General features: G+C 60.7%; 19 protein-coding genes. 14 read left to right on the top strand and 5 right to left on the bottom strand.

What is annotated here, in order from left to right; genetic code table 11:
* Window positions 1-11: 11 nt before the first annotated feature.
* The 5 genes from C6W91_RS10395 to C6W91_RS10415 all read right to left on the bottom strand — a co-directional run bounded on the left by C6W91_RS10395 (window position 12) and on the right by C6W91_RS10415 (window position 4,892).
* Window positions 12-980 carry an SIS domain-containing protein gene (locus C6W91_RS10395; protein WP_274837888.1) on the bottom strand — a complete coding sequence of 323 codons (969 nt, stop codon included), beginning with the start codon at window positions 978-980 and terminating at the stop codon, window positions 12-14.
* The gene (locus C6W91_RS10400; RefSeq protein WP_274836079.1) at window positions 977-1,591 is read right to left on the bottom strand and encodes a ribonuclease D; all 615 of its coding nucleotides are present in this window, start codon (window positions 1,589-1,591) and stop codon (window positions 977-979) included. Before C6W91_RS10400 ends, C6W91_RS10395 begins: the two co-directional genes overlap by 4 nt.
* A 193-nt stretch (window positions 1,592-1,784) precedes the next feature.
* Window positions 1,785-2,480, bottom strand: coding sequence for a GntR family transcriptional regulator (locus C6W91_RS10405; RefSeq protein ID WP_274837889.1), 696 nt, complete (start codon window positions 2,478-2,480; stop codon window positions 1,785-1,787).
* Window positions 2,481-2,542: 62 nt separating this feature from the next.
* The gene (gene argE, locus C6W91_RS10410; protein WP_274836080.1) at window positions 2,543-3,700 is read right to left on the bottom strand and encodes an acetylornithine deacetylase; all 1,158 of its coding nucleotides are present in this window, start codon (window positions 3,698-3,700) and stop codon (window positions 2,543-2,545) included.
* Window positions 3,588-4,892, bottom strand: coding sequence for a M24 family metallopeptidase (locus C6W91_RS10415; RefSeq protein ID WP_368981697.1), 1,305 nt, complete (start codon window positions 4,890-4,892; stop codon window positions 3,588-3,590). The genes argE and C6W91_RS10415 overlap by 113 nt, the downstream gene beginning before the upstream one ends.
* Window positions 4,893-5,213: 321 nt before the next feature.
* Here C6W91_RS10415 and C6W91_RS10420 point away from each other — a divergent pair, with 321 nt between their 5' ends.
* From C6W91_RS10420 to C6W91_RS10485, 14 genes are all read left to right on the top strand, one after another.
* On the top strand, window positions 5,214-5,702 hold the full coding sequence (locus C6W91_RS10420; RefSeq protein ID WP_065273657.1) for an Lrp/AsnC family transcriptional regulator: 489 nt from the start codon (window positions 5,214-5,216) through the stop codon (window positions 5,700-5,702).
* Between the two features lie 83 nt (window positions 5,703-5,785).
* Entirely contained in the window at window positions 5,786-7,261 is a 1,476-nt protein-coding gene (locus C6W91_RS10425; protein ID WP_274829366.1) for an NAD-dependent succinate-semialdehyde dehydrogenase, read from the top strand.
* An 80-nt stretch (window positions 7,262-7,341) separates the two neighbouring features.
* On the top strand, window positions 7,342-8,715 hold the full coding sequence (locus tag C6W91_RS10430; protein ID WP_065272111.1) for an aspartate aminotransferase family protein: 1,374 nt from the start codon (window positions 7,342-7,344) through the stop codon (window positions 8,713-8,715).
* Between the two features lie 340 nt (window positions 8,716-9,055).
* Window positions 9,056-10,045 carry a TRAP transporter substrate-binding protein DctP gene (gene dctP, locus C6W91_RS10435; protein WP_274836083.1) on the top strand — a complete coding sequence of 330 codons (990 nt, stop codon included), beginning with the start codon at window positions 9,056-9,058 and terminating at the stop codon, window positions 10,043-10,045.
* A gap of 63 nt (window positions 10,046-10,108) precedes the next feature.
* On the top strand, window positions 10,109-10,603 hold the full coding sequence (locus C6W91_RS10440) for a TRAP transporter small permease (protein WP_274831695.1): 495 nt from the start codon (window positions 10,109-10,111) through the stop codon (window positions 10,601-10,603).
* Entirely contained in the window at window positions 10,603-11,874 is a 1,272-nt protein-coding gene (locus C6W91_RS10445; RefSeq protein WP_274837891.1) for a TRAP transporter large permease, read from the top strand. Before C6W91_RS10440 ends, C6W91_RS10445 begins: the two co-directional genes overlap by 1 nt.
* 5 nt (window positions 11,875-11,879) lie before the next feature.
* The gene (locus C6W91_RS10450; RefSeq protein WP_065272114.1) at window positions 11,880-12,773 is read left to right on the top strand and encodes an oxaloacetate decarboxylase; all 894 of its coding nucleotides are present in this window, start codon (window positions 11,880-11,882) and stop codon (window positions 12,771-12,773) included.
* Window positions 12,774-12,873: 100 nt separating this feature from the next.
* The gene (locus C6W91_RS10455; RefSeq protein WP_274837892.1) at window positions 12,874-14,496 is read left to right on the top strand and encodes a GMC family oxidoreductase; all 1,623 of its coding nucleotides are present in this window, start codon (window positions 12,874-12,876) and stop codon (window positions 14,494-14,496) included.
* A 21-nt stretch (window positions 14,497-14,517) separates the two neighbouring features.
* Window positions 14,518-16,137, top strand: a complete 1,620-nt coding sequence (locus tag C6W91_RS10460) for a long-chain-fatty-acid--CoA ligase (RefSeq protein WP_274836088.1) — start codon at window positions 14,518-14,520, stop codon at window positions 16,135-16,137.
* 232 nt (window positions 16,138-16,369) lie between these two features.
* Window positions 16,370-17,206: a flagellar motor protein MotB gene (locus tag C6W91_RS10465; protein ID WP_274837893.1), complete on the top strand. Its 837-nt coding sequence runs from the start codon at window positions 16,370-16,372 to the stop codon at window positions 17,204-17,206.
* Window positions 17,207-17,328: 122 nt separating this feature from the next.
* Entirely contained in the window at window positions 17,329-18,633 is a 1,305-nt protein-coding gene (locus C6W91_RS10470; protein WP_065272118.1) for a flagellar hook protein FlgE, read from the top strand.
* A gap of 45 nt (window positions 18,634-18,678) precedes the next feature.
* Window positions 18,679-20,124: a flagellar hook-associated protein FlgK gene (gene flgK / locus C6W91_RS10475; protein ID WP_065272119.1), complete on the top strand. Its 1,446-nt coding sequence runs from the start codon at window positions 18,679-18,681 to the stop codon at window positions 20,122-20,124.
* Between the two features lie 3 nt (window positions 20,125-20,127).
* Complete coding sequence (locus C6W91_RS10480; RefSeq protein ID WP_065272120.1) at window positions 20,128-21,132, top strand: flagellin; 1,005 nt, start codon at window positions 20,128-20,130, stop codon at window positions 21,130-21,132.
* A complete protein-coding gene (locus C6W91_RS10485) occupies window positions 21,132-22,247 on the top strand; it encodes a flagellar basal body P-ring protein FlgI (RefSeq protein ID WP_370570792.1) in 1,116 nt (371 codons plus the stop codon). The genes C6W91_RS10480 and C6W91_RS10485 overlap by 1 nt, the downstream gene beginning before the upstream one ends.
* Window positions 22,248-22,298: the final 51 nt, after the last annotated feature.

The raw sequence follows: 22,298 nt of genomic DNA on the forward strand, positions 1-22,298 counted from the left end.
GGCGTTGCGGTTCAGCCGAGGCCCGCGCGCAGGCAATCGTGGATGTGGATCAGGCCCAGTGCCTGCGGGCCCTGTGCAGCATCCACCACAAACAGGCAGGTGATCTTGCGGGCATTCATCACCGCAAGCGCCTCTTCGGCGAGGGCGTCGGGGCCGATGGTTGTCGGCGAGGAGGTCATGACATCGGCAGCGGTCTGGCTCAGCAGCCCGTCCATGTGGCGGCGCAGGTCGCCGTCGGTGATGATGCCGGTCAGGGCGTTCTCAGCACCGGTGACACCGGCCACGCCAAATCCCTTCTGGCTGATTTCCAGCAGCGCCTCGGACATCGGGCTGGTTTCAGCGACCAGTGGCAGGGCGTCTCCGCCGTGCATCAGGTCGCGGACCTTGGACAGGCGCGCACCGAGTTTGCCGCCGGGGTGGAAATCGCGGAAGTTCTCGGGGCGGAAATCGCGGTGCTTCATAATGGCAATGGCGAGCGCATCGCCCATGGCCAGCGTCAGCGTGGTCGAAATCGACGGCACGATCCCGTATCCGCAGGCCTCGCCCAGGGCCGGGATTTCCAGCTGCACGTCGGCTTGGGTCATCAGGGTGCTTTTCGGCCTGCTGGAGAGGCCGATCAGCGGAATGTCAAAGCGGCGGGTAAAGACCAGAAGATTGGCCAGCTCCGGCGCTTCGCCCGAGTTGGAGATGGCCAGAACCACATCGCCCTTGGACAGCATGCCAAGGTCGCCGTGGCTGGCCTCGGCCGGATGCACAAAATGGGCAGGTGTGCCGGTGCTGGCCAATGTGGCTGCGATCTTGCGACCGATATGGCCGGATTTGCCGATACCGCTGACGATCACACGCCCTTCGGCCTTCAGGATCAGGCGCACCGCATCGGCGAACCGCTCGTCAAAACCGGCAGCCAGCGCATCCAGTGCGCGGGCTTCGTCGGTCACGACCTGACGCGCCGTGGCGAGGAAGTGTTCCGACCCGCTCATGAGTGCGCAAAGATATCGGTTTCGGGCCAGCCCGCCAGATCAAGGCGCGCGCGCATCGGCAGGAAGTCGAAACAGGCCTGCGCCATGTCGGTGCGGCCTTCACGGGCAAGACGTTTGTCCAGCTCTTCACGCAGGCGGTGCAGGTGCAAAACGTCCGAGGCGGCATAGTCCAGCTGCGCTTCGGTCAGGGTTTCGGCACCCCAGTCGCTCATCTGCTGTTGTTTCGAGATATCGACACCGATCAGCTCCTGACACAGGTTCCGCAATCCGTGGCGGTCGGTATAGGTGCGGATCAGGCGGCTTGCGATCTTGGTGCAGTAGACCGGCGCTGCCAGCGCGCCAAAGGCGTGGTACATGGCGGCGATGTCAAAACGCCCGAAGTGGAACAGCTTCAGCACATTGGGATCTTCCAGCATCCGGCAGAGGTTCGGTGCTTCGCTCTGGCCTTTTTCGACCTGAACGATATGGGCGTTGCCGTCACCGCCGGACATCTGGATCACGCAAAGCCGGTCGCGGTGGGGGTTGAGCCCCATGGTTTCACAATCGATTGCAACAACCGGGCCAAGGTCAAGCCCGTCCGGCAGGTCGTTTTTGTAAAGATGATTGGCCAATGGAGCGGTCCTTTGTCTGGGCAGGGCGCGCGGCCCGCCTTTCTGCCGAAATAGGGGCTAAAGCCTCTGAACTCAACTGTAGCCCAGCCCCGCCCTTGGTGTCGGGCAGCACTGGACGATATTTCTGCTAACATGGGGTTTAAGGCAGGTCAGCCAAATAGGAAACCTGCCAAAGCATTCGGCCCGGCAGTCTTTATCCAGCTCTCATGCGGCTGAAACTCATCGAGATATGAGCCTGTTGCAGCATCGCGGCAGCCTGAAGGTCGCCAGCCTCCAGCGCCGCGGTGACAGTGCTGATCTCGCCATCGAAGATGCGCATTTCATCGCACAGGTCGATGACGGAATCGATCACCGAGGTCAGCCAGATCCGCGAGGTCTGGTAATAGAGCCGCTCGGCCGTGGTGCGCAGCGGCATATTGCCGGTCAGTTTCAGCGTGGCGAGGAAGAAATCGGTGATCAGCCGGGCAAATTCGCGCGGGGCCGGGTCCTGCAACAGGGATTGTGAGCGATCCGACAGGGCGCGAAACTCGGCAAGCAGCGCGTCGCAGGGCGGCAGGGGCATGATGTGGCCCATCATGCCGGCCAGTTCCATCCTGAGCTGGTAGGTTTGCGCTAGTTCCTCAAGGTTGACATCGGTGACGAAGGTGCCTACGCCGTGTACCGATTGCACCAGCCCTTCGTCTTCGAGCCGGGCAAGAACCCGGCGCAGCGGGGTGCGACTGACGCCGAATTCCTCTGCCAGTTCGGTTTCCGACAGGCGGGTTCCGGGCGCATAATCCAGCAGACAGATGCGATCCCGGATTTCCCGGTGCATCAGTTCGAACCGGTCACGGGCACTATAGTCGGCATTGTCGAGATCCAGCGCCATGTTGGGCGAGGATGAGGTCATTGGAGGCCTCCCTTGGTTGGGTGCCTGTGTACCTGTCCCCGCCCGTCGGCGCAAATATCTGTTCAGACCAGTTTGGCAGAGAGCCCTTCGAGCAGCCCGAGGCATTGCGACAGCTGGTCGAGCGAGACGTATTCGTCGGGTTTATGCGCCTGTTCGATCGATCCCGGTCCGCAGACGGCGACATTCATACCAAGCCCTTGAAAGATTCCGGCCTCGGTGCCGAATGCCACCAGATCGGCGCCATTTGCCCCGGTCAGCTCCTGCAGGATCTCGCGGGCCTCGTTGTCGGTCACTGGCTCCAAGCCGTCGACCTCTCCGATGACCTCGGTGACGATGCCTGCCTCGGGGAACACCGCCTGCATCTGCGGGATCAGGGAGTGAGTACATAGCCGGTGCAGGTCTTCTTTGACGAAGTCGGCATCGGATTTCTGCACCGGGCGCATTTCCCAGTCGACCCGCGCCTTGCCGGGGATCACGTTATGCGCGTGGCCGCTGACCAGCGCGCCGGTGTTGATGGTGGTCCAGGGCGGTTCGAACCGGCTGCCTTCGGGCGCGCGGGCGCGCAGGGCGTCCTTCAGCTCCAGCAGGCGGGCGACATAGCGCGCCGCGTATTCCGCAGCATTGACCCCCAGATCCGGCCCGGATCCGTGTCCTTCGAGCCCGGTGAAGTGGGTCGAATATTCATAGCAGCCTTTGTGGCCTTCGATGATGCGCATCATCGTAGGCTCTCCGACGATGCAGACCGAGGGGCGTATCTCCCGTTCTTTCAGCGACTTGGCCAGAGCCTGCGCGCCAAAGCAGCCGACCTCTTCGTCATAGGTGAAGGCGAAGTGGATCGGCCGGGATGGGTTCAGCGCCGCGTAATGCGGCGCCATCGCGGTTGCTGCGGCGATGAAACCCTTCATGTCGCAGGTGCCACGGCCGAACAGTTTGCCGTCGCGCTCCACCATCTGGAAGGGGTCGCTGGACCAGTCCTGATCGGTCACAGGCACCACGTCTGAATGGCCCGAGAGAACGATGCCACCATCGGTATCAGGACCGATGGTGGCGAAAAGATTGGCCTTGCTGCCGGTGTCGTCGGTCCACAGATGAACCTGTGCGCCTGCGCTATCCAGCCGGTCCGCCAATAGCGACATCAATGTCAGGTTGCTGCTCGCGGACACGGTCGGTTGCGCGATGAGTTCTCCCAACAAATCCGTCGTTCGGGGCAGGAAGGTCATTCAGAACCTCGTCTTTCACAAAGATTTTGCGCTCCACATCGCAGAGGGCTTCGGCTGGTCCGTTCTCGCGTATCAGGATCGTCTCGGTGGTCTCAAGCCCCCAGCTGTCCATCCAGAGCGCGGGCATGAAGTGGAAGGTCATCCCCGGCATCAGCACAGTTTCATCGGTGTCCCTCAGCGAAATGGTCCGCTCCCCCCAGTCCGGCGGGTAGCTGAGTCCGATCGGGTAGCCGCAGCGTCCGTTGCGGTCGATTCCGGCCTTTTTCAGGGCGCCATTCAGGGCATTGGCAATGTCGCAGGCGCGGTTGCCGGCCTTTGCAGCCTCGATCCCGGCCTCGATCCCTTCGTTCAGCGCGGAAGAAGCGTCCAGCATCTCCTGCGGCGGTTGGCCCAGGTGCACGGTACGGCACAGCGGCGCGTGGTAACGGCGGTAGCAGCCAGAGAGTTCAAAGAAAGTTGCCTCGCCGGTCTGCATCTCGCGCCCGTCCCAGGTCATATGCGCGGCGGTGGCATCCAGGCCCGAGGGCGTCAGCGGCACGATGGCCGGGTAATCACCCCAGTCTTCGCCAACCCCGTAGGTGCCGGCTTGCAGCAGGTCGCCGACCAGCTCGTTCTTGCGCAGACCGGGGCGCGCGCGTTCGATGGCCAGATTGACGATGTTTTCGGTGATGCGGGCGGCCCGGCGGATGAACATCAGCTCTTCGTCGGACTTCACCGCACGCTGCCAGTTCACCAGCGCGGTGGCGTCATGCAGGCTGGCGTTGGGCAGGTTCTTTTGCAGGACAGCGTGGGCCTTGGCAGAGTAATAGTAGTTTTCCATTTCCACGCCGACGCGGGCCTTGCCATATCCGAGCCGGGTCAGATGCGCGGCCAGATCTTCCATGGGGTGGCAGGTGGTCGATTGGATATAGCGGTCGTCGTAGCCGATGACGCTGCGCTCTTCCATCCAGACGGTGCGCAGGGCGCCAAAGGCGTCCATCGTGCGGCCCCACCAGATTGGATCACCATTCAGCCCCAGGATGACACCCTGATGCACATAGAAGGACCAGCCGTCATAGCCGGTCAGCCAGGCCTGATTGGACGGATCCGTGACGAACAGAACGTCGATCCCGGCAGCCTCCATGGCTTTGCGGGTCTTGGCGATGCGGCGGGCGTATTCGCCCTCAGTAAACGGAGCATGTTCCAGTGGCATGGGGACCTCTGATCAAAGAAGGGGTGTCGGAAATAGGGACTTTAATCTTTGTAGATGAGTACATCATCCGATTCCGATCTATTCGCGGCAAAGGATTTGCTCAAAACGACACGCATAATCGGCAATTGCGACGTCGTGAGCGGCAGGTTGCGTGATTGTTGTGCACAACCGGCGAATCTTTGGACAGTTTTGGTCCAGAGTAGAACCTACGCCGGTATCGCGGTCACCTGTGTTCTCTCCGGCACGGCAGGTGGCGCAGTGTTCACAGATTCGCGGGGCGCTTTTCCAGTGATCACACCCGTGATACAGCCCTGACGCATGATACGTCTTGATGACCGAGATATCGCCATTCTCCGCGTGCTGACGCAGGAGGGGCGCATTACCAAAGCGGCCCTGGCCGAACGCATCGGCCTGTCTCCGACACCGTGCTGGGACCGGCTGCGCAAGCTGGAAAAGGCCGGGCTGATCGAAGGTTACGGCGCCCGCATCAACCTGCGCAAACTGGCACCGCATATAACGGTGTTTGTGGCGGTGGAAATTGCGGATCACACCGCGGCCCGGTTTCAGGCGTTTGAGCTTGCGATCCAGCGCTATGATGAGGTCACGGCCTGCTGGGCGCTGGGCGGCGGCTTCGATTATCTGATGCAGATCGTCACCCATGACATCGATGCTTATCAGCGGCTGATCGATTCGATGCTGGATGCCCGCATCGGCCTGTCGCGCTATTTCACCTATATTGTGACCAAACCGGTCAAAGGTCCGGGCGGTCCGCCGCTGGATATTTTGCTGGGACGGGGGGCTGGCAGCTGAATCTTCTCCTTCATGGGGGAACTTTGGCTACTGTTTCTGGGTCTGGCAGAGGAATGTCCTCCTGAACTTCAGGAGGATTTGCCATGGCCGACACCGCCCTTTCTGCCCGCAGCGATATCGCGGACAAAACGCTAGTCCGTTCATTTTCTTATGTGAATGGCCGGTGGCAGACGGCCGAAGATGGCAATACCTTTGCCGTGAAGGACCCCGGAACCGGAAATGTGGTTGGCCATGTCGCGAGCCTTTCGGCAGAAGAATCCTCTGCTGCGGTCGATGCCGCGCAGAATGCTTTCGCCGCTTGGGCGGGGCTTTTGCCGCAGGAACGTTCGGCCATCCTGCGCCGGTGGTATCAGCTGCAACTCGATCATAAGGAGGATCTGGCCCGGATCATGGTGCTGGAACAGGGTAAACCCCTGTCCGAGGCGATGGGCGAAATCGACTACGGCGCGGGCTTTGTGGAGTTCTACGCCGAAGAGGCCAAGCGTCCGAACATCGAAGGCGTCACCAGCCACCTGCCCGATGCCGAGGTCGAGCTGTGGCGCGAGCCGGTTGGCGTGGTGGCGCTGATCACGCCGTGGAACTTCCCCTCCGCAATGCTGACGCGCAAGGCGGCGGCGGCGCTGGCGGCGGGCTGCACCGTTGTGGCGCACCCTTCGGCGGAAACCCCGTTCAGCGCTCTGGCCCTGGCCGAATTGGCCGAACGCGCGGGCGTGCCTGCCGGGGTGTTCAACGTCGTCACCGGCGATGCGCCCACTGTGGTCAAACCCTGGACCGAAGATACTCGTGTGCGGGCGCTGTCCTTCACCGGCTCTACCGAAGTGGGCAAGCTGTTGTACCGGCAAAGCGCCGATACGGTGAAGCGGCTGGTGATGGAGCTGGGCGGCCACGCACCGGTGATCGTCTTTGAAGATGCCGATCTTGATCAGGCGGTCGAAGAGACCATGAAGGCGAAGTTCGCGACCTCGGGTCAGGATTGCCTCGGCGCTAACCGGATCTTCGTGCAGCGCAGCGTCTACCCGGAGTTTTGCAAACGGCTGACGGCGGCGACCAAGAAACTGACCGTTGGTCTAGGCATGGACGACCCGGACATCGGGCCGCTGATGCACGACCGGGTCGTGGCGAAGCAGGAAGAACACGTGCGCGACGCGATTGAGAAGGGCGCCAAACTGGCCTGCGGCGGCGAACGCCATGCCATGGGGCCGCTGTTCTATCAGCCGACCGTGCTGACCAATGTGCCGCAGGATGCCAAGATCATGCACGAGGAAACCTTTGGTCCGGTGGCGCCGGTGGCCCCCTTTGACAGCGAAGAGGAAATCACCCAGCGTGCCAATGACACCGAATACGGGCTGGTGGCCTATGTGCATACGCAGGATCCGCGCCGTATCTACCGGCTGTCGCGGGCGCTGCAATTCGGCATGGTGGCCGTGAACCGGACCAAGGTGACCGGTGCGCCGATCCCCTTTGGCGGCGCCAAGCAATCCGGTCTGGGTCGCGAAGGTGCGCGTCTGGGCATGGAAGAATTCACCGAGGTCAAATACGTCTGCCGCGACTGGGCATGACGGGCCCCGTGCCGGGCAATTGAATATCAAACGATCACACCCGGGCCGTGCGGGCACCGGGAAACGCAGAAGGACTAGATATGCTGAAAAACGATCAACTGGACCAATGGGACCGCGACAACTTCTTTCACCCCTCGACCCATCTGGCGCAGCACGCGCGCGGTGAAAGCCCGAACCGGGTGATCAAGACCGCCAGCGGCGTGCATATCGAAGACCGCGACGGCACCAAGCTGCTGGACGCCTTTGCCGGGCTGTACTGCGTGAACGTGGGCTATGGCCGTCAGGAAATCGCCGAAGCCATCGCAGATCAGGCGCGCGAACTGGCCTATTACCATTCCTACGTGGGCCATGGCACCGAGGCCTCGATCACCCTGTCGAAGATGATCCTGGACCGGGCGCCTTCGAATATGTCCAAGGTCTATTTTGGCCTCGGCGGCTCGGACGCCAATGAAACCAACGTCAAGCTGATCTGGTATTACAACAACATTCTGGGTCGCCCCGAGAAGAAGAAGATCATCTCGCGCTGGCGCGGCTATCACGGCTCTGGGCTGGTCACCGGCTCGCTGACGGGGCTTGAGCTGTTCCACAAGAAATTCGACCTGCCGCTGGCGCAGGTGGTGCACACCGATGCGCCCTATTATTTCCGCCGCGAGGATCAGAACCAGACCGAAGAACAGTTCGTTGCCCATTGCGTGGCCGAGCTGGAGGCGTTGATCGAGCGCGAAGGTGCCGACACCATCGCCGCCTTCATCGGTGAGCCGGTTCTGGGCACCGGTGGCATCGTGCCGCCCCCCGCCGGTTACTGGGAAGCGATCCAAGCCGTGCTGAAAAAGCACGACATCCTGCTGGTCGTGGATGAGGTCGTCACCGGGTTTGGCCGTCTCGGCACCATGTTCGGCAGCGATCACTACGGGCTGGAAGCGGATATCATCACCATCGCCAAGGGCCTAACCTCGGCCTATGCGCCGCTGTCCGGTTCGATCGTATCCGACAAGGTCTGGAAGGTGCTGGAGCAGGGCACCGATGAGAACGGCCCCATCGGCCACGGCTGGACCTATTCGGCGCACCCCATCGGTGCTGCGGCGGGCGTTGCCAACCTCAAGCTGATCGATGAACTGAATCTGGTTGAAAACGCAGGCAGCGTTGGCGCCTACCTGAACCAGTCGATGAAGGACGCGCTGGGCGATCATGCCCATGTCGGCGACATCCGCGGCGAAGGCATGCTCTGTGCGGTAGAATTCGTGAAGGATCGGGATAGCCGCACCTTCTTTGACGCGGCGGACAAGATCGGTCCGCAGATTTCGGCCAAGCTCCTGGAGCAGGACCGGGTGATTGCCCGCGCCATGCCGCAGGGTGATATCCTGGGCTTTGCGCCGCCCTTCTGCCTGACCCGTGAAGAGGCCGACACCGTGGTTGCGGCAACCGCGCGGGCCGTGAAAGCGGTTCTGGGCTAATACCTTGGGCTGAGGTCCGGATACGCCTCGAGCGGGGCGCTCCCGCCCGGATCGGATCCCCTGCGGGAGGATCCTCTCCCGTTGGGCCCGGCAAAAAGAAAGGCGTCGCGCAATTTGCGCGGCGCCTTTCTTTTTGCTGCAGCCGCTGCGCGTTATCGCCCGGCTGAGGGCGCTTTGGATGCGGCCTTTCCAAAAAAATTTGAGCTGCAAAACCAGTCAAATAATTGAATTGTATTAATTTTTCAAAGTTCGACTATCGCACCCGGCAGGCCCCCGGCATTTTCCTTGACCAAAGGTAAGTCCTTGATGGAACATTCTTTTATTAACGGGAGGAAAATTCATGAAACTGACTTCGACGCTGACCGGCGCCGCGCTGGCGCTGTGCACTGCACTGCCCGCATTTGCTGCGGATGTGACCGCACGTATCTCTTTGCAGCTGCCGCTCAAAAGCCACCTTGGCCAGAACCTCTTGATGTTCAAGGAAGAGGTCGAAAAGACCTCGAACGGTGACATCGCGGTGGAGATTTACGACTCCGCGCAGCTTTACAAGGACAAGGAAGTGCCTGCCGCTGTTGGCTCTGGCGCCATCGAGATGGGCGTGGCCTCCTTGACGCGCTATGTCGGGGATATTCCCGCGGTGGATGTCTTCTATATGCCGTTCCTGTTCAACTCAGAGGAAAAGGTGCGCAAGGCCGTTGCGCCGGACAGCCCGGTGCGCGGACCCATCGATGCGGCCATCGCTGATACCGGGGCCACGGTTCTGTGGTGGCAGGCCTATGGCGGCGCGATCATGCTGTCCCAGGACGGTCCGGTGAAAACGCCTGCTGATATGGAAGGCAAAAAGGCCCGCGTCTTCGGCAAGACGCTGGGTGATTTCGTCACTGCGACCGGCGGCGCGCCGACGCTGATTTCCGGCTCCGAGCAGTATCTGGCCTATCAGCGCGGCACCGTTGATATCGGCATGACCGGTGTTTCGGGCGTGAAATCCCGCAAACTGTGGGAGGTCATGGACACTATCACCGTCACCAACCACGCCGATATCGAATTCATCGTCGTGGCCAACACCGACTGGTGGAATGGTCTGTCGGCTGAGCATCAGAAAATCATGGCCGATGCCGCCCGCAAGGCTGAAATCGCGGTACGGGACGAGATGTCCGCGATCGAGGCTGCCGCCTATGCCGAGGCAGAAAAGGCCGGAATGACGGTGTACCAACCGACCGACGCAGAGATCGCCGCCTGGAAAGAGGCTGCCGCGCCCGTCTATGACGGTTTCCGCGCCAAGGCCGGTGATCTGGGCGCAGAAATCCTGTCTGCTGCCGAGAAGTTCTGAGCCTGACAGTCACGGACCGGCGCCGCATCCGGGGCCGGTCCATCTTATTCTTCGGGAAATTCCATGCACGTTTTTGCCAGGTTCGTGACCGCGCTGGCCCTTGTGGCGGCGGTCCTCTTTGTTCTTGCGGGGGTCATGCTGACCTATGAGGTCATGGCCCGCTATTTCTTTGTCCGCCCCACCATCTGGGCGGCGGAGCTGAGCCAGTTCTGCCTGATCTGGGGATCGCTGATCGCGGCGCCCTGGTGCCTGCGCGAACGGCGCCATATCCGCATCACGGCGGTGATCTCCGGATTGCCGCGTGGTCCCAGGATCGGTGCGGATGTTTTTGCCATGGCGGTGGTGGCGGTGTTCTCCGCTGTCGTGCTGGTCTACGGATATGAGATTTTCCACGACAGTTTCATGCGCGGGCGCACCACCGGCACCATGCTGGACATGCCCATGTGGTACGTCGAACTGTCGCTGCCCTTCGGCTTTGCGGTGCTGCTGCTGCAATCCGTGATCGAGGTCTGGCGCGCGGCGCAGGGGCATATCGCGGCTGAAGGAGAGCATGAATAATGACGGTTTTCCTGATCCTTTTCGCCCTGTTCGCGCTGCTGCTTGTTGGTGTGCCGGTTGCCTTTGCGCTTGGTGGGCTCGGGCTGTCGATGCTGATCCTTGGCGGGTTTTCTCCGCTGATGGCGCCGCAGGCGATCCTCTCCACTCTGGATGGCTTCATTCTGCTGGCGGTGCCGCTGTTCCTGTTGATGTCCAATGTGCTGCTGAAAGGCGGCGTTGGGCGTGATCTATATGCCGCCGTGCAGGCCTGGGTCGGCCACTGGCCTGGTGGGCTGGCCGTGGCGACGGTGATTTCCTGCGGGTTGTTCGCCGCGATCTCCGGCTCTTCGGTGGCGACGGCCGCTACCATTGGCACCGTTGCCATCCCGGAAATGATCAACCGCGGCTACGAGCGGCGCTTTGTCTACGGGTTGTTGGCCGCTGGCGGCACACTGGGGATCCTGATCCCGCCGTCGATCCCGATGATCATCTACGGTTTCGTCACCGAGGAATCGGTGATTGCCCTGTTCCTGGCCGGTGTCGGCCCCGGTCTGGCGCTGCTGGTGCTGTTTGCGGGCTATTCGATGATCTATGCCTCGATGAAGGGCATGGGCCGCAGTGAAAAGGCGACCGGCACCGAACGCCGCCGCGCCACCCTGCGGGCGCTGCCGTCGATTGCGTTGGCCACCGTGGTTGTGGCGGGCATCTATTCCGGTGCCTTTACCCCGACCGAGGCTGCGGCCATCGGATTTGCCTTTGCCGTGGTCATCACCGCTCTGGTCCTGCGTACGCTGACCTGGAAAGCCTTCTGGGAGGCGGCGGTGGACAGCATGGCGACCACGGTCGCGATCCTATTGATCATCGCGGGTGCCAAGGTGTTCGGAAAGGCGATCACCCTGTATCGCATCCCGCAGGAAATCAGCGCCTTCATCTCGGACGCGGTGTCCAGCCCGGTGATGTTCGTGCTACTGGTGGCCGGTATCCTCGTGGTGATGGGGCTGGTACTGGAGGCGCTGTCGATGGTGCTGATCATGACCCCGGTGCTGCTGCCTGCTGCCATGGGGCTGGGCTTTGATCCGATCTGGTTCGGCGTCTTCATGGTGGTCATGGTCGAGGCGGCCCTGATCACGCCGCCGGTGGGACTGAACCTTTACGTGATCCAGGCCGTGGCACGCGCCACACTTGGCGATGTGGCGCGTGGGGCGATCCCCTTCCTGCTCCTGATGTTCTTCTGTGTGGTGCTGCTCTATCTGGTGCCCGACCTTGCCCTTTATATTCCCTTCAAATTGTGAGTGACATGACGACACCTGCTGACCGCCTGCGCGCCCTTCTTGCGCAGCCCCGCCTTCACACCATGCCCTGCGCCTATGATGCGCTGTCTGCCAAGCTGATCGAACAGGCCGGGTTCGACCTGACCTTCATGACTGGCTTTGGCGCCTCTGCCTCGCGGATCGGGGCGCCGGATCTGGGCCTGATGAGCTATGGCGAAGTGCTGGATCAGGCCCGCAATATCGCCGGGGCGATCTCCATGCCGCTGATTGCCGACGGGGACACCGGTTATGGTAATGCGATGAACGTGCGCCGCACGGTACAGGGGATGGCGAATGCGGGCTGCGCCGCCGTGATGATCGAGGATCAGCTGGCACCTAAACGCTGCGGTCACACACCGGGCAAGGCCGTGGTGGGCCGCGAAGAGGCCTATGACCGCATCCGCGCCGCCGTGGATGCACGTGAGGAAGGTCAGGATATCCTGATCCTTGCGCGCACCGATGCCCGTCATGATCACGGGCTGAATGAGGCGCTGACCCGCGCGCAGAAGTTCCGCGAGCTGGGCGCCGATATCATCTTTGTCGAGGCGCCCCGGTCCGAGGCGGAGATGCGCGAGGTCTGCGCGGCAACGGACGCACCCAATATGGCCAATATCGTCGAAGGCGGTGAAACCCCCGACCTGCCGCCCGAGGCGCTGGAGGAGATCGGGTATCGTATCGCAGCCTATCCGCTGTCGCTGATGGCCTCGGCGATGCAGGCAATGATGCAGACGCTGGCCGAGATGAAAGTGGGTCAGCCACGTAGCAACCTGATGGATTTCATGGAGCTGCGCCGCCGGATCGGATTTGACGACTATTACGAAGCCTCGGAGCGCTATGCGACATCGGCCCGCCCGGTGACCGGCGCGCGCGAAGGTAGTTAAGCCAGGATCCGCGCAATCATGGTTTACGCACAGTAAACGTGGACAGGATGCCCCTTCCTGCGCTCACCTTGGAACAGGATGCAGCCTTGGGAGGGGAGCGATGCAGTTCGACTATGTGATTGTGGGGGGCGGTTCAGCAGGGTCAACTCTGGCCTCGAGGCTCAGCGAGGATCCGAACACCAGCGTCTGCCTGCTGGAGGCAGGCGGGCGCGGTGACAGCATTCTGGTACGCGCACCGGCGGCGGTGGTTGCCATGCTGCCGGGTCGTCCCAAGATCAACAACTGGGCGTTTGAGACTGTGCCGCAGCCGGGCCTGAACGGGCGCAAGGGATACCAGCCGCGCGGCAAGGCGCTGGGCGGCTCCAGTGCGATCAACGCCATGCTATATGTGCGCGGTCATGCGGGTGACTATGATGAATGGGCAGCGCTGGGCTGTGATGGTTGGGGCTGGAGTGACGTGCTGCCCTATTTCCAGCGCGCCGAAAACAACGAAGCTGGCAGCGATGCGGTGCATGGCGGTGATGGCCCCCTGCAGGTCAGTCACCAGAAATCCCCGCGCCCCATCACCCGCGCCTTTGTCGAGGCGGGCAAGGCGCTGCAGATCCGCGAGACGGCGGATTTCAATACTGGAGATAATGAAGGCATCGGCCTTTATCAGGTGACGCAGTTCCACGCGGCGGAGAAGAATGGCGAGCGCTGCTCGGCCGCGGCCGCCTATCTGCACCCGGTAATGGATCGCGCGAACCTGACGGTGATCACCGGCGCTCACGCCACCAAGGTGCTGTTTCAGGGCAAGCGTGCCACCGGCGTTGCGTACCGGAAGGGCGGGCAGGATCTTACGGTCAACGCCGGGCGCGAGGTGATCCTCTGCGGTGGCGCCTTCAATTCACCGCAGCTTTTGCAGCTGTCGGGGGTGGGGCGCCCGGAGGATATCACGCCGCATGGGATTGGTATGGTGCACGAGTTGCCCGGCGTCGGGCAGAACCTGCAGGATCATCTCGATTTCACCCTCGCCTACAAAAGCAAGGACCGGGACAATTTCGGGATCTCTTTGCCGGGCAGTGTCAACCTGCTGAAACACATCAACGACTGGCGCAAGACTGGCAAGGGGATGCTGGCGACGCCCTTTGCCGAAGGGGCGGCGTTTCTGAAAACCGATCCGACGCTGGAGCGCGCCGATGTGCAGCTGCATTTCGTCATTTCCATCGTCGATGACCACGCCCGCAAGCTGCATCTGGGGCATGGCTTCAGCTGCCATATCTGCGTGCTGCGGCCTAAATCGCGTGGCTCGGTCGGGCTGACCTCGGGCGATCCGATGGCGCCGCCGCGGATCGATCCGCAGTTCCTGTCCGATCCCGAGGATCTGACCACCCTTATCAGGGGCGTGCGCAAGACCCGGCAGATCATGCAGACGCCGCCCTTGCAGGGCTACATCCATAAGGAGCTGTTCATCGAAGGTGAGCCGGATGACGCAGCGTTGGAGCAGCACATCCGCGCGCGGTCGGATACGATCTATCATCCGGTGGGTACCTGCAGGATGGGGCAGGACGAAATGGCGGTCGTCGATCCGGAATTGAAAGTGCGCGGCATGGAGGGCCTGCGCGTTGTGGATGCATCGGTCATGCCGCGGCTGATCGGGGGCAACACCAACGCACCGACCATCATGATCGCAGAAAAAGCCGCGGATCTGATCCGCAACCGGGCGGCTCTGGCCGCCGAGTGAATTTTGGAGGAGCAAGGCAAAATGCTTGGCAAGATGATGCACAAACCGCTGACGATCAGCTCGTTGATCGAACACGCGGGCCGGTACCACGGCAACACCACCGTGACTTCGGTCGAAACCTCGGGCGAGGTCGTGCATTCCAACTGGGGTGAGATCGAGGCGAATGCCCGCAAACTGTCCGCCGCGCTGAAGCGTCTTGGCATCAAGGCAGGAGAGCGCTGCGGCACCATCGCCTGGAACAACCGCCGCCATCTGGAAATCTATTTCGGTGTCTCCGGTGGCGGGATGATCTGTCACACGATCAACCCGCGCCTGAAGCCGGAACAGCTGATTTACATCATCAACCACGCAGAGGATCAGGTGCTGTTCATCGACGCCACCTTTGTGCCTGCGGTGGGCAAGCTGAAAGAGCACCTGAAAACGCTGAAACACATCGTGCTGATGGGGCCGCGGGATGAGGCGGCCGCCGAGGCCGTGCCAGGCATCCTGTTCTACGACGAACTGCTGGCCGCCGAAGGCGATGACAACAGTTGGCCCGACCTTGATGAAAACACGCCGTCGAGCCTGTGCTATACCTCGGGTACCACGGGCAACCCCAAGGGCGTGCAATATTCCCACCGCACCACAGTGCTGCACTCCATGGGCGGCAACCAGCCGGACGGGCTGGCGATCTCGGCGCGCGACACGGTGATGGCGGTGGTGCCGATGTTCCACGTCAACGCCTGGGGTGTTCCCTATATTGCAGCGGCTGTAGGCGCCAAGCTGGTTCTGCCGGGGCCGCATCTTGATGGGGAAAGCCTGGTCAAGTTGATCGATGGCGAGCGGGTCACCCTTGCGCTGGGCGTGCCGACCATCTGGATGGGGCTGTTGCAGGCGCTGGAGAAGACCGGCAGCAAGGCCGAAAGCCTGAAGCGTACCGTTGTGGGTGGCTCAGCCCTGCCGACGGTTATGATCCCGACCTTCCGCGACAAATACGGGGTGGAGTTGATCCATGCCTGGGGCATGACCGAAACTAGCCCGCTGGGTACGCTCAACAACCTTCTGCAGAAACACGACGACCTGAGCGTCGAGGAAAAGGGCAAGATCCGCGAAGGGCAGGGGCGTCCGCCCTATGGTGTCGAACTGCGCATCGTGGACGAGGCGGGCAAACGCCTGCCCGAGGATGGCGAGACCCAGGGCGAGTTGCAGATCCGCGGTCACTGGATCATCGATACCTACTTTGGCCATGACACCAGCGCGCTGACCATGGATGGCTGGTTCGATACCGGCGATGTCGCCACCATCGATGCCGATGGCTATATGATCATCCGCGACCGGTCCAAGGACATCATCAAGTCGGGTGGTGAGTGGATCTCGACGGTGGAACTGGAAGACATCGCCATGTCCCACCCCAAGATCGCTCAGGCGGCTGCCATCGCGGCTCGGCACCCCAAGTGGGATGAACGTCCGGTGGTCATCGCGGTGCGTTCCGACGAAAGTCTGACCGAAGAAGAGCTGTTGGCGCATTACGAAGGCAAGGTTGCGAGCTGGCAGATTCCGGACCGCGTGGTCTTTACCGATGATCTGCCGCTGGGCGGCACCGGCAAAGTGCTCAAGAACAAGCTGCGCGAATCATTCGGCGACATCCTTTTGGGCGCTTGAAACACCCTTCTGATCCCGCCCTTTTTGTGGCGGGGTCAGACCTCCGCCACACCTTCGCCACAAAGCTGCCACATCGTTGACTTGGGGTCGTCTCGGTTCACCCCTGAAAACCACATTTATGCCCTTAAATCATTTGTTTAGATGTCTTAATAGCAGCCAATTTTAGCTGTTAAGATCTGATTAACACACTGCCTGATACCCCGATTGTGGGTGAAAAAAAGTGGTGGTTGAAATGAGCGCTCAAAGCAATGTAGCTCCGATAATTATCAAGAAGAAAAAGTCAGGTGGTGGCGATGGTCATCACGGCGGTGCATGGAAGGTGGCCTACGCCGACTTCGTGACCGCGATGATGGCATTCTTCCTTCTGATGTGGCTCCTGAATGCGACCACTGAAAAGCAGCGCAAAGGTCTGGCTGACTATTTCTCGCCGTCCATTCCGCTCAGCCGGGTCTCCGGTGGCGGCAACGGCGCGTTCAGCGGGGACAGCATGTTCACCGAGGACGTCAAACCGCAAAGCGGCATTGGCGCGACGGACGAACACCCGACAAATGCGCGGCAGGCTCAAGGCGCGACCGGGCTAATGGATGCAAGCGAGCAGTCCGCCCAAGAGGAGGTTTTCCGGGTCGTCGAAGAGGAGCTGAAAGGGCTTGGCGGTGAAAGCATGGTCTCGACCGACCTGGCGCGCCATATCGTGACACGGGTCACCGACGAAGGTCTGATCATCGAATTGTTCGAAACCGAAGACGCAGCGCTGTTCGAAGATGGTACAGCAGAACCGACGCCCTTGTTCCGCGATCTGGTGCGCATGGTGGCCCGGGTTAGCGGTACGGTGGCCAACGGTATCGCCATTGGGGGGCACATCCGGTCCCAGCCTGTGGTGCTTGCCAAGAACCCGGTGTGGGAGTTGTCGCACGCCCGGGCTGATGCCGCCCGCCAGCTACTCGAATCGGGTGGTCTGAAATCCAACCGAATCCATCGGATCACAGGCTATGCCGATCGTACTCTGGCCGTTGAAAACCCCATGCGGGTTCGCAACAACCGCGTCGAAATCACCCTTTTGCGCAAGTAAAACATGACAATTAACCACCACCGGGCGGCGACAGATAGATTGGATTTTATCTGTTAGCCGCCCGTTAAGTGCTCGTGCGCTAGCTATTGCATCAAGAATTTGAAGCAGCAGAAAGGCGTGCTATGACCATTTCTTCGTCGCTATATGCGGGTGTATCCGGGCTCGGCGCGAATGCCAGCCGACTGGCCTCCATCTCCGATAACATCGCGAACTCCTCTACCGCTGGCTACAAGCGCGTCCAGACGGATTTCCATTCGATCGTGGCGGGGTCCTCTGGCGGTGCCTATAGTGCGGGCGGTGTGCGAACCACCAATGTGCGTCTGATTGATCAGCGCGGCCCCCTGGTGACGACAGATAATCCGACAGACCTGGCAGTGCGCGACGGCGGTGGCTTCCTGCCTGTGACGACCCTTTCGGAAATTGCAGCAGGTAATGGCGCGCCGTCGATGCGGCTGACCACTGCGGGATCCTTCAGCATGAATTCCGATGGCTATCTCGCAACGGAATCGGGGCTGGCACTGCTTGGATGGCCGACAGATGCTGCCGGGAACACCTTGGCCGGCGCTGTGGACTCGAGCGATGGTCTGGAGCCGATATATCTGAATAAGAACCAGCTGGTCGGCGAGCCGACAACCAAAATGCAGATTGGTGCCAACCTGCCTGCGACAGCGACGGAGGCTGGCGCAACCTCAGGGGTTGAATCCCTGTCGATCGAGTATTTCGACAACCTTGGATCCTCGGAAAATCTGGATATCGAGTTCACTCCGACGGTGCCCGCGACCGGTAAATCCAACCAATGGACGATGACCATCAAAGATACCGCCAGCGGCGGCGCGGTTGTGGGTGAATATACTCTGGAATTTGACGACAGTCGCACCGATGGCGGCAATCTGGCTTCGGTAACTGATGTGAGCGGTGGTGCGTATGATGCTGCGACCGGTAGTGTTATCGTTACTGTCGATGGCGGCCCGATCGAAATCAATATCGGCCTGATCGGTGAAAATGATGGTTTCACCCAGGTTTCCGATACCTTTGCCCCCGCGACCATCACCAAGGATGGTGCGACTGCGGGTAACTTGCTTGGGGTTGATGTAGACACGTCTGGCTTTGTGCGGGCCAACTATAGCACTGGCGCAAGCCGCATCCTCTACAAGATCCCGCTGGTCGATATGCCTAACCCCAATGGGATGGTGTCGCTGGACTATCAGACCTTCCTCCCGTCAGCAGATAGCGGTGCGTTCTTCCTGTGGAATGCGGGCGATGGACCCACCGGTGAAATTGCTGGCTTCACGCGTGAGGAATCTTCGACCGATGTGGCGGGTGAGCTGACCAATATGATCCAGACGCAGCGGGCCTATTCCTCGAACGCGAAGGTTATCCAGACCGTCGACGAGATGCTTCAGGAAACCACCAACATCAAGCGTTAACGCGCTGATGCGCAATGACCCCGGCTTAGAAAGAGCAGGCTGATCATGTCTATCACAAGTGCAATTAACTCCGCGATGAGCGGATTGAATGCTGCGTCGCGATCTTCACAGATCGTGTCCGAGAACCTCGCCAACGCGCTGACCCCGGGTTACACGCGGCGGACACTGGATCTGAATGCGAATGCCTACTCTCCGGGGGTGAGAATCGGTGCGGTCCAGCGCATGGTCGATCCGGGGGTGGTCTCTGCGCGCCGCGATTCTGAGGCTGAATATGCCGTGGCTGAAGTCAACGCGACTTTTTACGCGCGGATGAGTAGCCTTGTCGGCAGCGTTGACGATGAATCTTCGATCGCATCGCAGATGGCCAACTTCGACGGCAGTCTGGTCGAGACGTTGTCTCGGCCCGACTCCACGCCGCGTTTGAATGATCTGGCGGTGAAGGCGGACCTTCTGGTCCGCTCGATCACCGACGCGGCTGACGGGCTCCGCGATATGCGGGTTCAGGCCGATACCTCGATCGGTATTCAGGTCGACAAGGTGAATTCCACCCTGAAGGAGCTTGAAAAGCTGAATGCCCGCGTTGTCGTGGCCAAAGCTGCGGGGGCCGACACCACGACATTGCTTGACCAACGCAGCATGCTGGTTGATGAAATCAACGCGATCATCCCGGTTAATGTTATCAACCGGGATGGTGGCAGGATCGCGCTCTATTCCTCCGGTGGCACTGCGCTCTTGGAGGGTAAAGCTTCTGAGCTCAGCTTCTCTCCCAAAAGTGACATGCTGCCTCATATGACCCAGGACAACGGGCTGTTGTCAGGGCTTGAGGTGAATGGCAAACCGATCAGCACAAGCGCAAACGGCCCCATCCGAGGCGGTACACTGGTTGCTCAGTTCCAGGTCCGTGACGTGCTGGCCGTGAAGGCGCAGGACGATCTTGATGCCTATGCCCGCGATCTGATCGAACGGTTCCAGGATCCGGCACTCGATTCCACGATCGGCGCCACGGATGCGGGTATCTTCACTGATGGTGGCAACTTCTTCGATAGCGCCGACACGGTTGGGATTTCCGGCCGACTGGAGCTGAATGATCTGGTTGCCATGGATGGTCAGGCGGAAACCTGGCGTTTCAGGGACGGGCTTTATGCAGCCACGCAGGGTGATCCCGGTGACGGTAGTCTGATCAATGGCTACGCAGAGGCCCTGAAGGAAAACCGTTCTCTGAGTTCGACAGGTCTTGGCAGTGTCAGTGGCGATGCCTCGACGCTGAGTTCCGTCTTGCTGTCCCGGTTTGCCCGCGACGACAACAGCGCGTCGAACACGCTGACCTTTGCGGCAGCCAGCTATACCGAAATGGCCCAGACCGAGGCGAGCTTTGGTGTCGATACCGATGCCGAGCTGCAGAACCTGATGCTGTATGAAAAAGCCTATGGTGCAAATGCCAAGGTGTTGTCCGTCGTGGATGGCCTGCTGGAAACTATTCTGGGGATCTGATCAATGATTATTAAGTCCTATGGCGACATGGCGCAGCATATGTTCTTGCGTAACCGCAACGCCGAGCTGAAGCAGGATATCGAAAGGCTGGGGCAAGAGCTTGCCAGCGGGAAACTCTCCGATATTACCGCCAGACTGGGTGGTGATTTCACGTATCTTTCCGATATCGAAACCAACCTGACCCGCCTGGAAAGCCATGTGATTGCCACCAACGAGGCAAAGCTTTTTGCAACGGGCATGCAGGGCAGCCTGGAACTCATTCAATCTTCGGCTCAGACCATGCGTGACAATTTGCTGGGCCTGACGCCAACGCTCAAGCCTGACGATGCAGAACGTTTCGGTGCGGAAGGACGGATCCAGCTGGATAATGCCATCAGCAAGCTGAATTCTTGGGCTGGTGGCCGCAGCCTGTTTGCCGGCACCGCCACCTCTACCTCGCCGCTGAATGATGCAGGTACGCTGATGACCGAACTGGTGTCCGAGGTTTCGGGGCTGACAAGCGCAACGGACATCGTGCAGGCGGTAAAGGATTGGTTCGCCGATCCGATGGGGTTTGACGATGCCATGTATGTGGGCTCCACCAAGGATCTGTCACCGGTCGAGGTCGCCGATGGGGAAACCGTATCGCTTGCGTTGCGTGCCGATGATCCTGCTTTGAAGCACCCGCTGCAAAGCTTTGCCATCGCGGCTCTGGTCAACGAAAGCGCGCTGGGGTTGAGCGACACCACCAAGGTTGAGCTTGCCAAGATGACTGGGACTGAACTGCTCAACAGCACCGAACAGCTCATCGATAAACAGGCTAGCATCGGCTTTATTGAAGGGCAGTTGGAGCGCGTGAGTACACGCAACACCGCGACCGAAACCAGTCTGAGCATCGCCAAAAACAACCTGATCAACGCGGACCCCTATGAAACGCATACACGCCTAGAAGAAGCTCAGCTGCAGCTGGAAAGCCTATACTCGGTGACCTCGCGTAGTTCCCAACTGTCGCTGCTGAGGTACATGTAATGTTGAAATTTCTACGTCTCCTCATCGCCTGTCTGCTTCTGCCTGCGATGGCTCAGGCCAGCGCGATCCGGTTGAAGGATCTGGTGGAATTTGGTGGGGTGCGCGGCAATGATCTGGTTGGTTACGGCCTGGTTGTGGGGCTGGATGGCACCGGTGATGGTCTGCGCAATTCGCCTTTCACCGAAGAAATCATGTCGAACATTCTGGAGCGCCTGGGCGTTAACGTGACGGGCGAACAATTCCGTCCGAAGAACGTGGCCGCAGTGTTTGTGACGGCAACTTTGCCACCGTTTGCGCGGGTTGGCGGCAACGTCGATGTGACGGTTTCGGCCATTGGCGACTCAAAAAGCCTGATGGGCGGCACCCTGATCATGACGCCGCTAAATGCGGCCGACGGTCAGATCTATGCCGTGGCTCAGGGGACCATCCTGGCCGGTGGCACCGTCGCCGAGGGGGAGGCCGCCAGTGTGACGCAGGGCGTGCCGACCGCTGGTGTGATCCCGGCAGGTGGCCGGGTTGAGCGGGAGATCGATTTCGATCTGTCCTCTCTTTCGTCGATGCGTCTGGCGCTACGTGAACCGGATTTCACCACCGCAGGACGGATCGAACGGGCCATTAACGCTGAATTCGGCCGTAGCGTTGCCCTGATGCGGGACTCTGGCACGGTTGAGGTGGATATCCAGCGTACCCGTGCGCGCTCCACCGCCCACGCGGTTGGCCGTATCGAAAACATCCTTGTCGAGCCGCAGCGCAAGGCGCGGGTGGTCATTGACCAGGCGTCGGGCACCATCGTGATGGGCAGCGACGTGCGGATCTCGCGGGTGGCCGTTGCTCAGGGTAATCTGACCCTCCGGATCGAAGAAGCACCGCTGGTGGTGCAGCCCAACCCGTTCGGCAATGGGGACTCGGTTGTCGTGCCGCGCACCGGAGCTGCCATCGAAGAGGAAGAGGGCATCCAGCTGGCCGAGGTTCCGGAAAGCACGTCTCTGTCCGAAGTCGTCGCTGGCCTCAATGCGCTGGGCGTCTCGCCTCGTGACATGATCGATATTCTCAAAAGCCTGAAAGCAGCGGGAGCTTTGCACGCGGAATTCGTTGTGCTGTCAACGGCGGAGTAAAAACCGACCATTGGGCGGCGCAAAAGTAGACCACTTTGAGTTTGGGCGTGA

This window comes from Phaeobacter sp. SYSU ZJ3003 (assembly GCF_041300735.1).
Classification (GTDB): domain Bacteria; phylum Pseudomonadota; class Alphaproteobacteria; order Rhodobacterales; family Rhodobacteraceae; genus Phycobacter; species Phycobacter gallaeciensis_A.

What these genes read in the sequence shown, in the direction of transcription:
- argE (WP_274836080.1), bottom strand. Translation starts at nt 3,700, where the DNA reads ATGACCTTCCTGCCCCGAACGACGGATTTGTTGGGAGAACTCATCGCG.
- C6W91_RS10450 (WP_065272114.1), top strand. Translation starts at nt 11,880, where the DNA reads ATGACGACACCTGCTGACCGCCTGCGCGCCCTTCTTGCGCAGCCCCGC.
- C6W91_RS10415 (WP_368981697.1), bottom strand. Translation starts at nt 4,892, where the DNA reads ATGCCACTGGAACATGCTCCGTTTACTGAGGGCGAATACGCCCGCCGC.
- C6W91_RS10465 (WP_274837893.1), top strand. Translation starts at nt 16,370, where the DNA reads ATGAGCGCTCAAAGCAATGTAGCTCCGATAATTATCAAGAAGAAAAAG.
- flgK (WP_065272119.1), top strand. Translation starts at nt 18,679, where the DNA reads ATGTCTATCACAAGTGCAATTAACTCCGCGATGAGCGGATTGAATGCT.
- C6W91_RS10455 (WP_274837892.1), top strand. Translation starts at nt 12,874, where the DNA reads ATGCAGTTCGACTATGTGATTGTGGGGGGCGGTTCAGCAGGGTCAACT.
- C6W91_RS10470 (WP_065272118.1), top strand. Translation starts at nt 17,329, where the DNA reads ATGACCATTTCTTCGTCGCTATATGCGGGTGTATCCGGGCTCGGCGCG.
- C6W91_RS10395 (WP_274837888.1), bottom strand. Translation starts at nt 980, where the DNA reads ATGAGCGGGTCGGAACACTTCCTCGCCACGGCGCGTCAGGTCGTGACC.
- C6W91_RS10405 (WP_274837889.1), bottom strand. Translation starts at nt 2,480, where the DNA reads ATGACCTCATCCTCGCCCAACATGGCGCTGGATCTCGACAATGCCGAC.
- C6W91_RS10460 (WP_274836088.1), top strand. Translation starts at nt 14,518, where the DNA reads ATGCTTGGCAAGATGATGCACAAACCGCTGACGATCAGCTCGTTGATC.
- C6W91_RS10425 (WP_274829366.1), top strand. Translation starts at nt 5,786, where the DNA reads ATGGCCGACACCGCCCTTTCTGCCCGCAGCGATATCGCGGACAAAACG.
- C6W91_RS10430 (WP_065272111.1), top strand. Translation starts at nt 7,342, where the DNA reads ATGCTGAAAAACGATCAACTGGACCAATGGGACCGCGACAACTTCTTT.
- C6W91_RS10480 (WP_065272120.1), top strand. Translation starts at nt 20,128, where the DNA reads ATGATTATTAAGTCCTATGGCGACATGGCGCAGCATATGTTCTTGCGT.
- C6W91_RS10485 (WP_370570792.1), top strand. Translation starts at nt 21,132, where the DNA reads ATGTTGAAATTTCTACGTCTCCTCATCGCCTGTCTGCTTCTGCCTGCG.
- C6W91_RS10440 (WP_274831695.1), top strand. Translation starts at nt 10,109, where the DNA reads ATGCACGTTTTTGCCAGGTTCGTGACCGCGCTGGCCCTTGTGGCGGCG.
- C6W91_RS10445 (WP_274837891.1), top strand. Translation starts at nt 10,603, where the DNA reads ATGACGGTTTTCCTGATCCTTTTCGCCCTGTTCGCGCTGCTGCTTGTT.
- dctP (WP_274836083.1), top strand. Translation starts at nt 9,056, where the DNA reads ATGAAACTGACTTCGACGCTGACCGGCGCCGCGCTGGCGCTGTGCACT.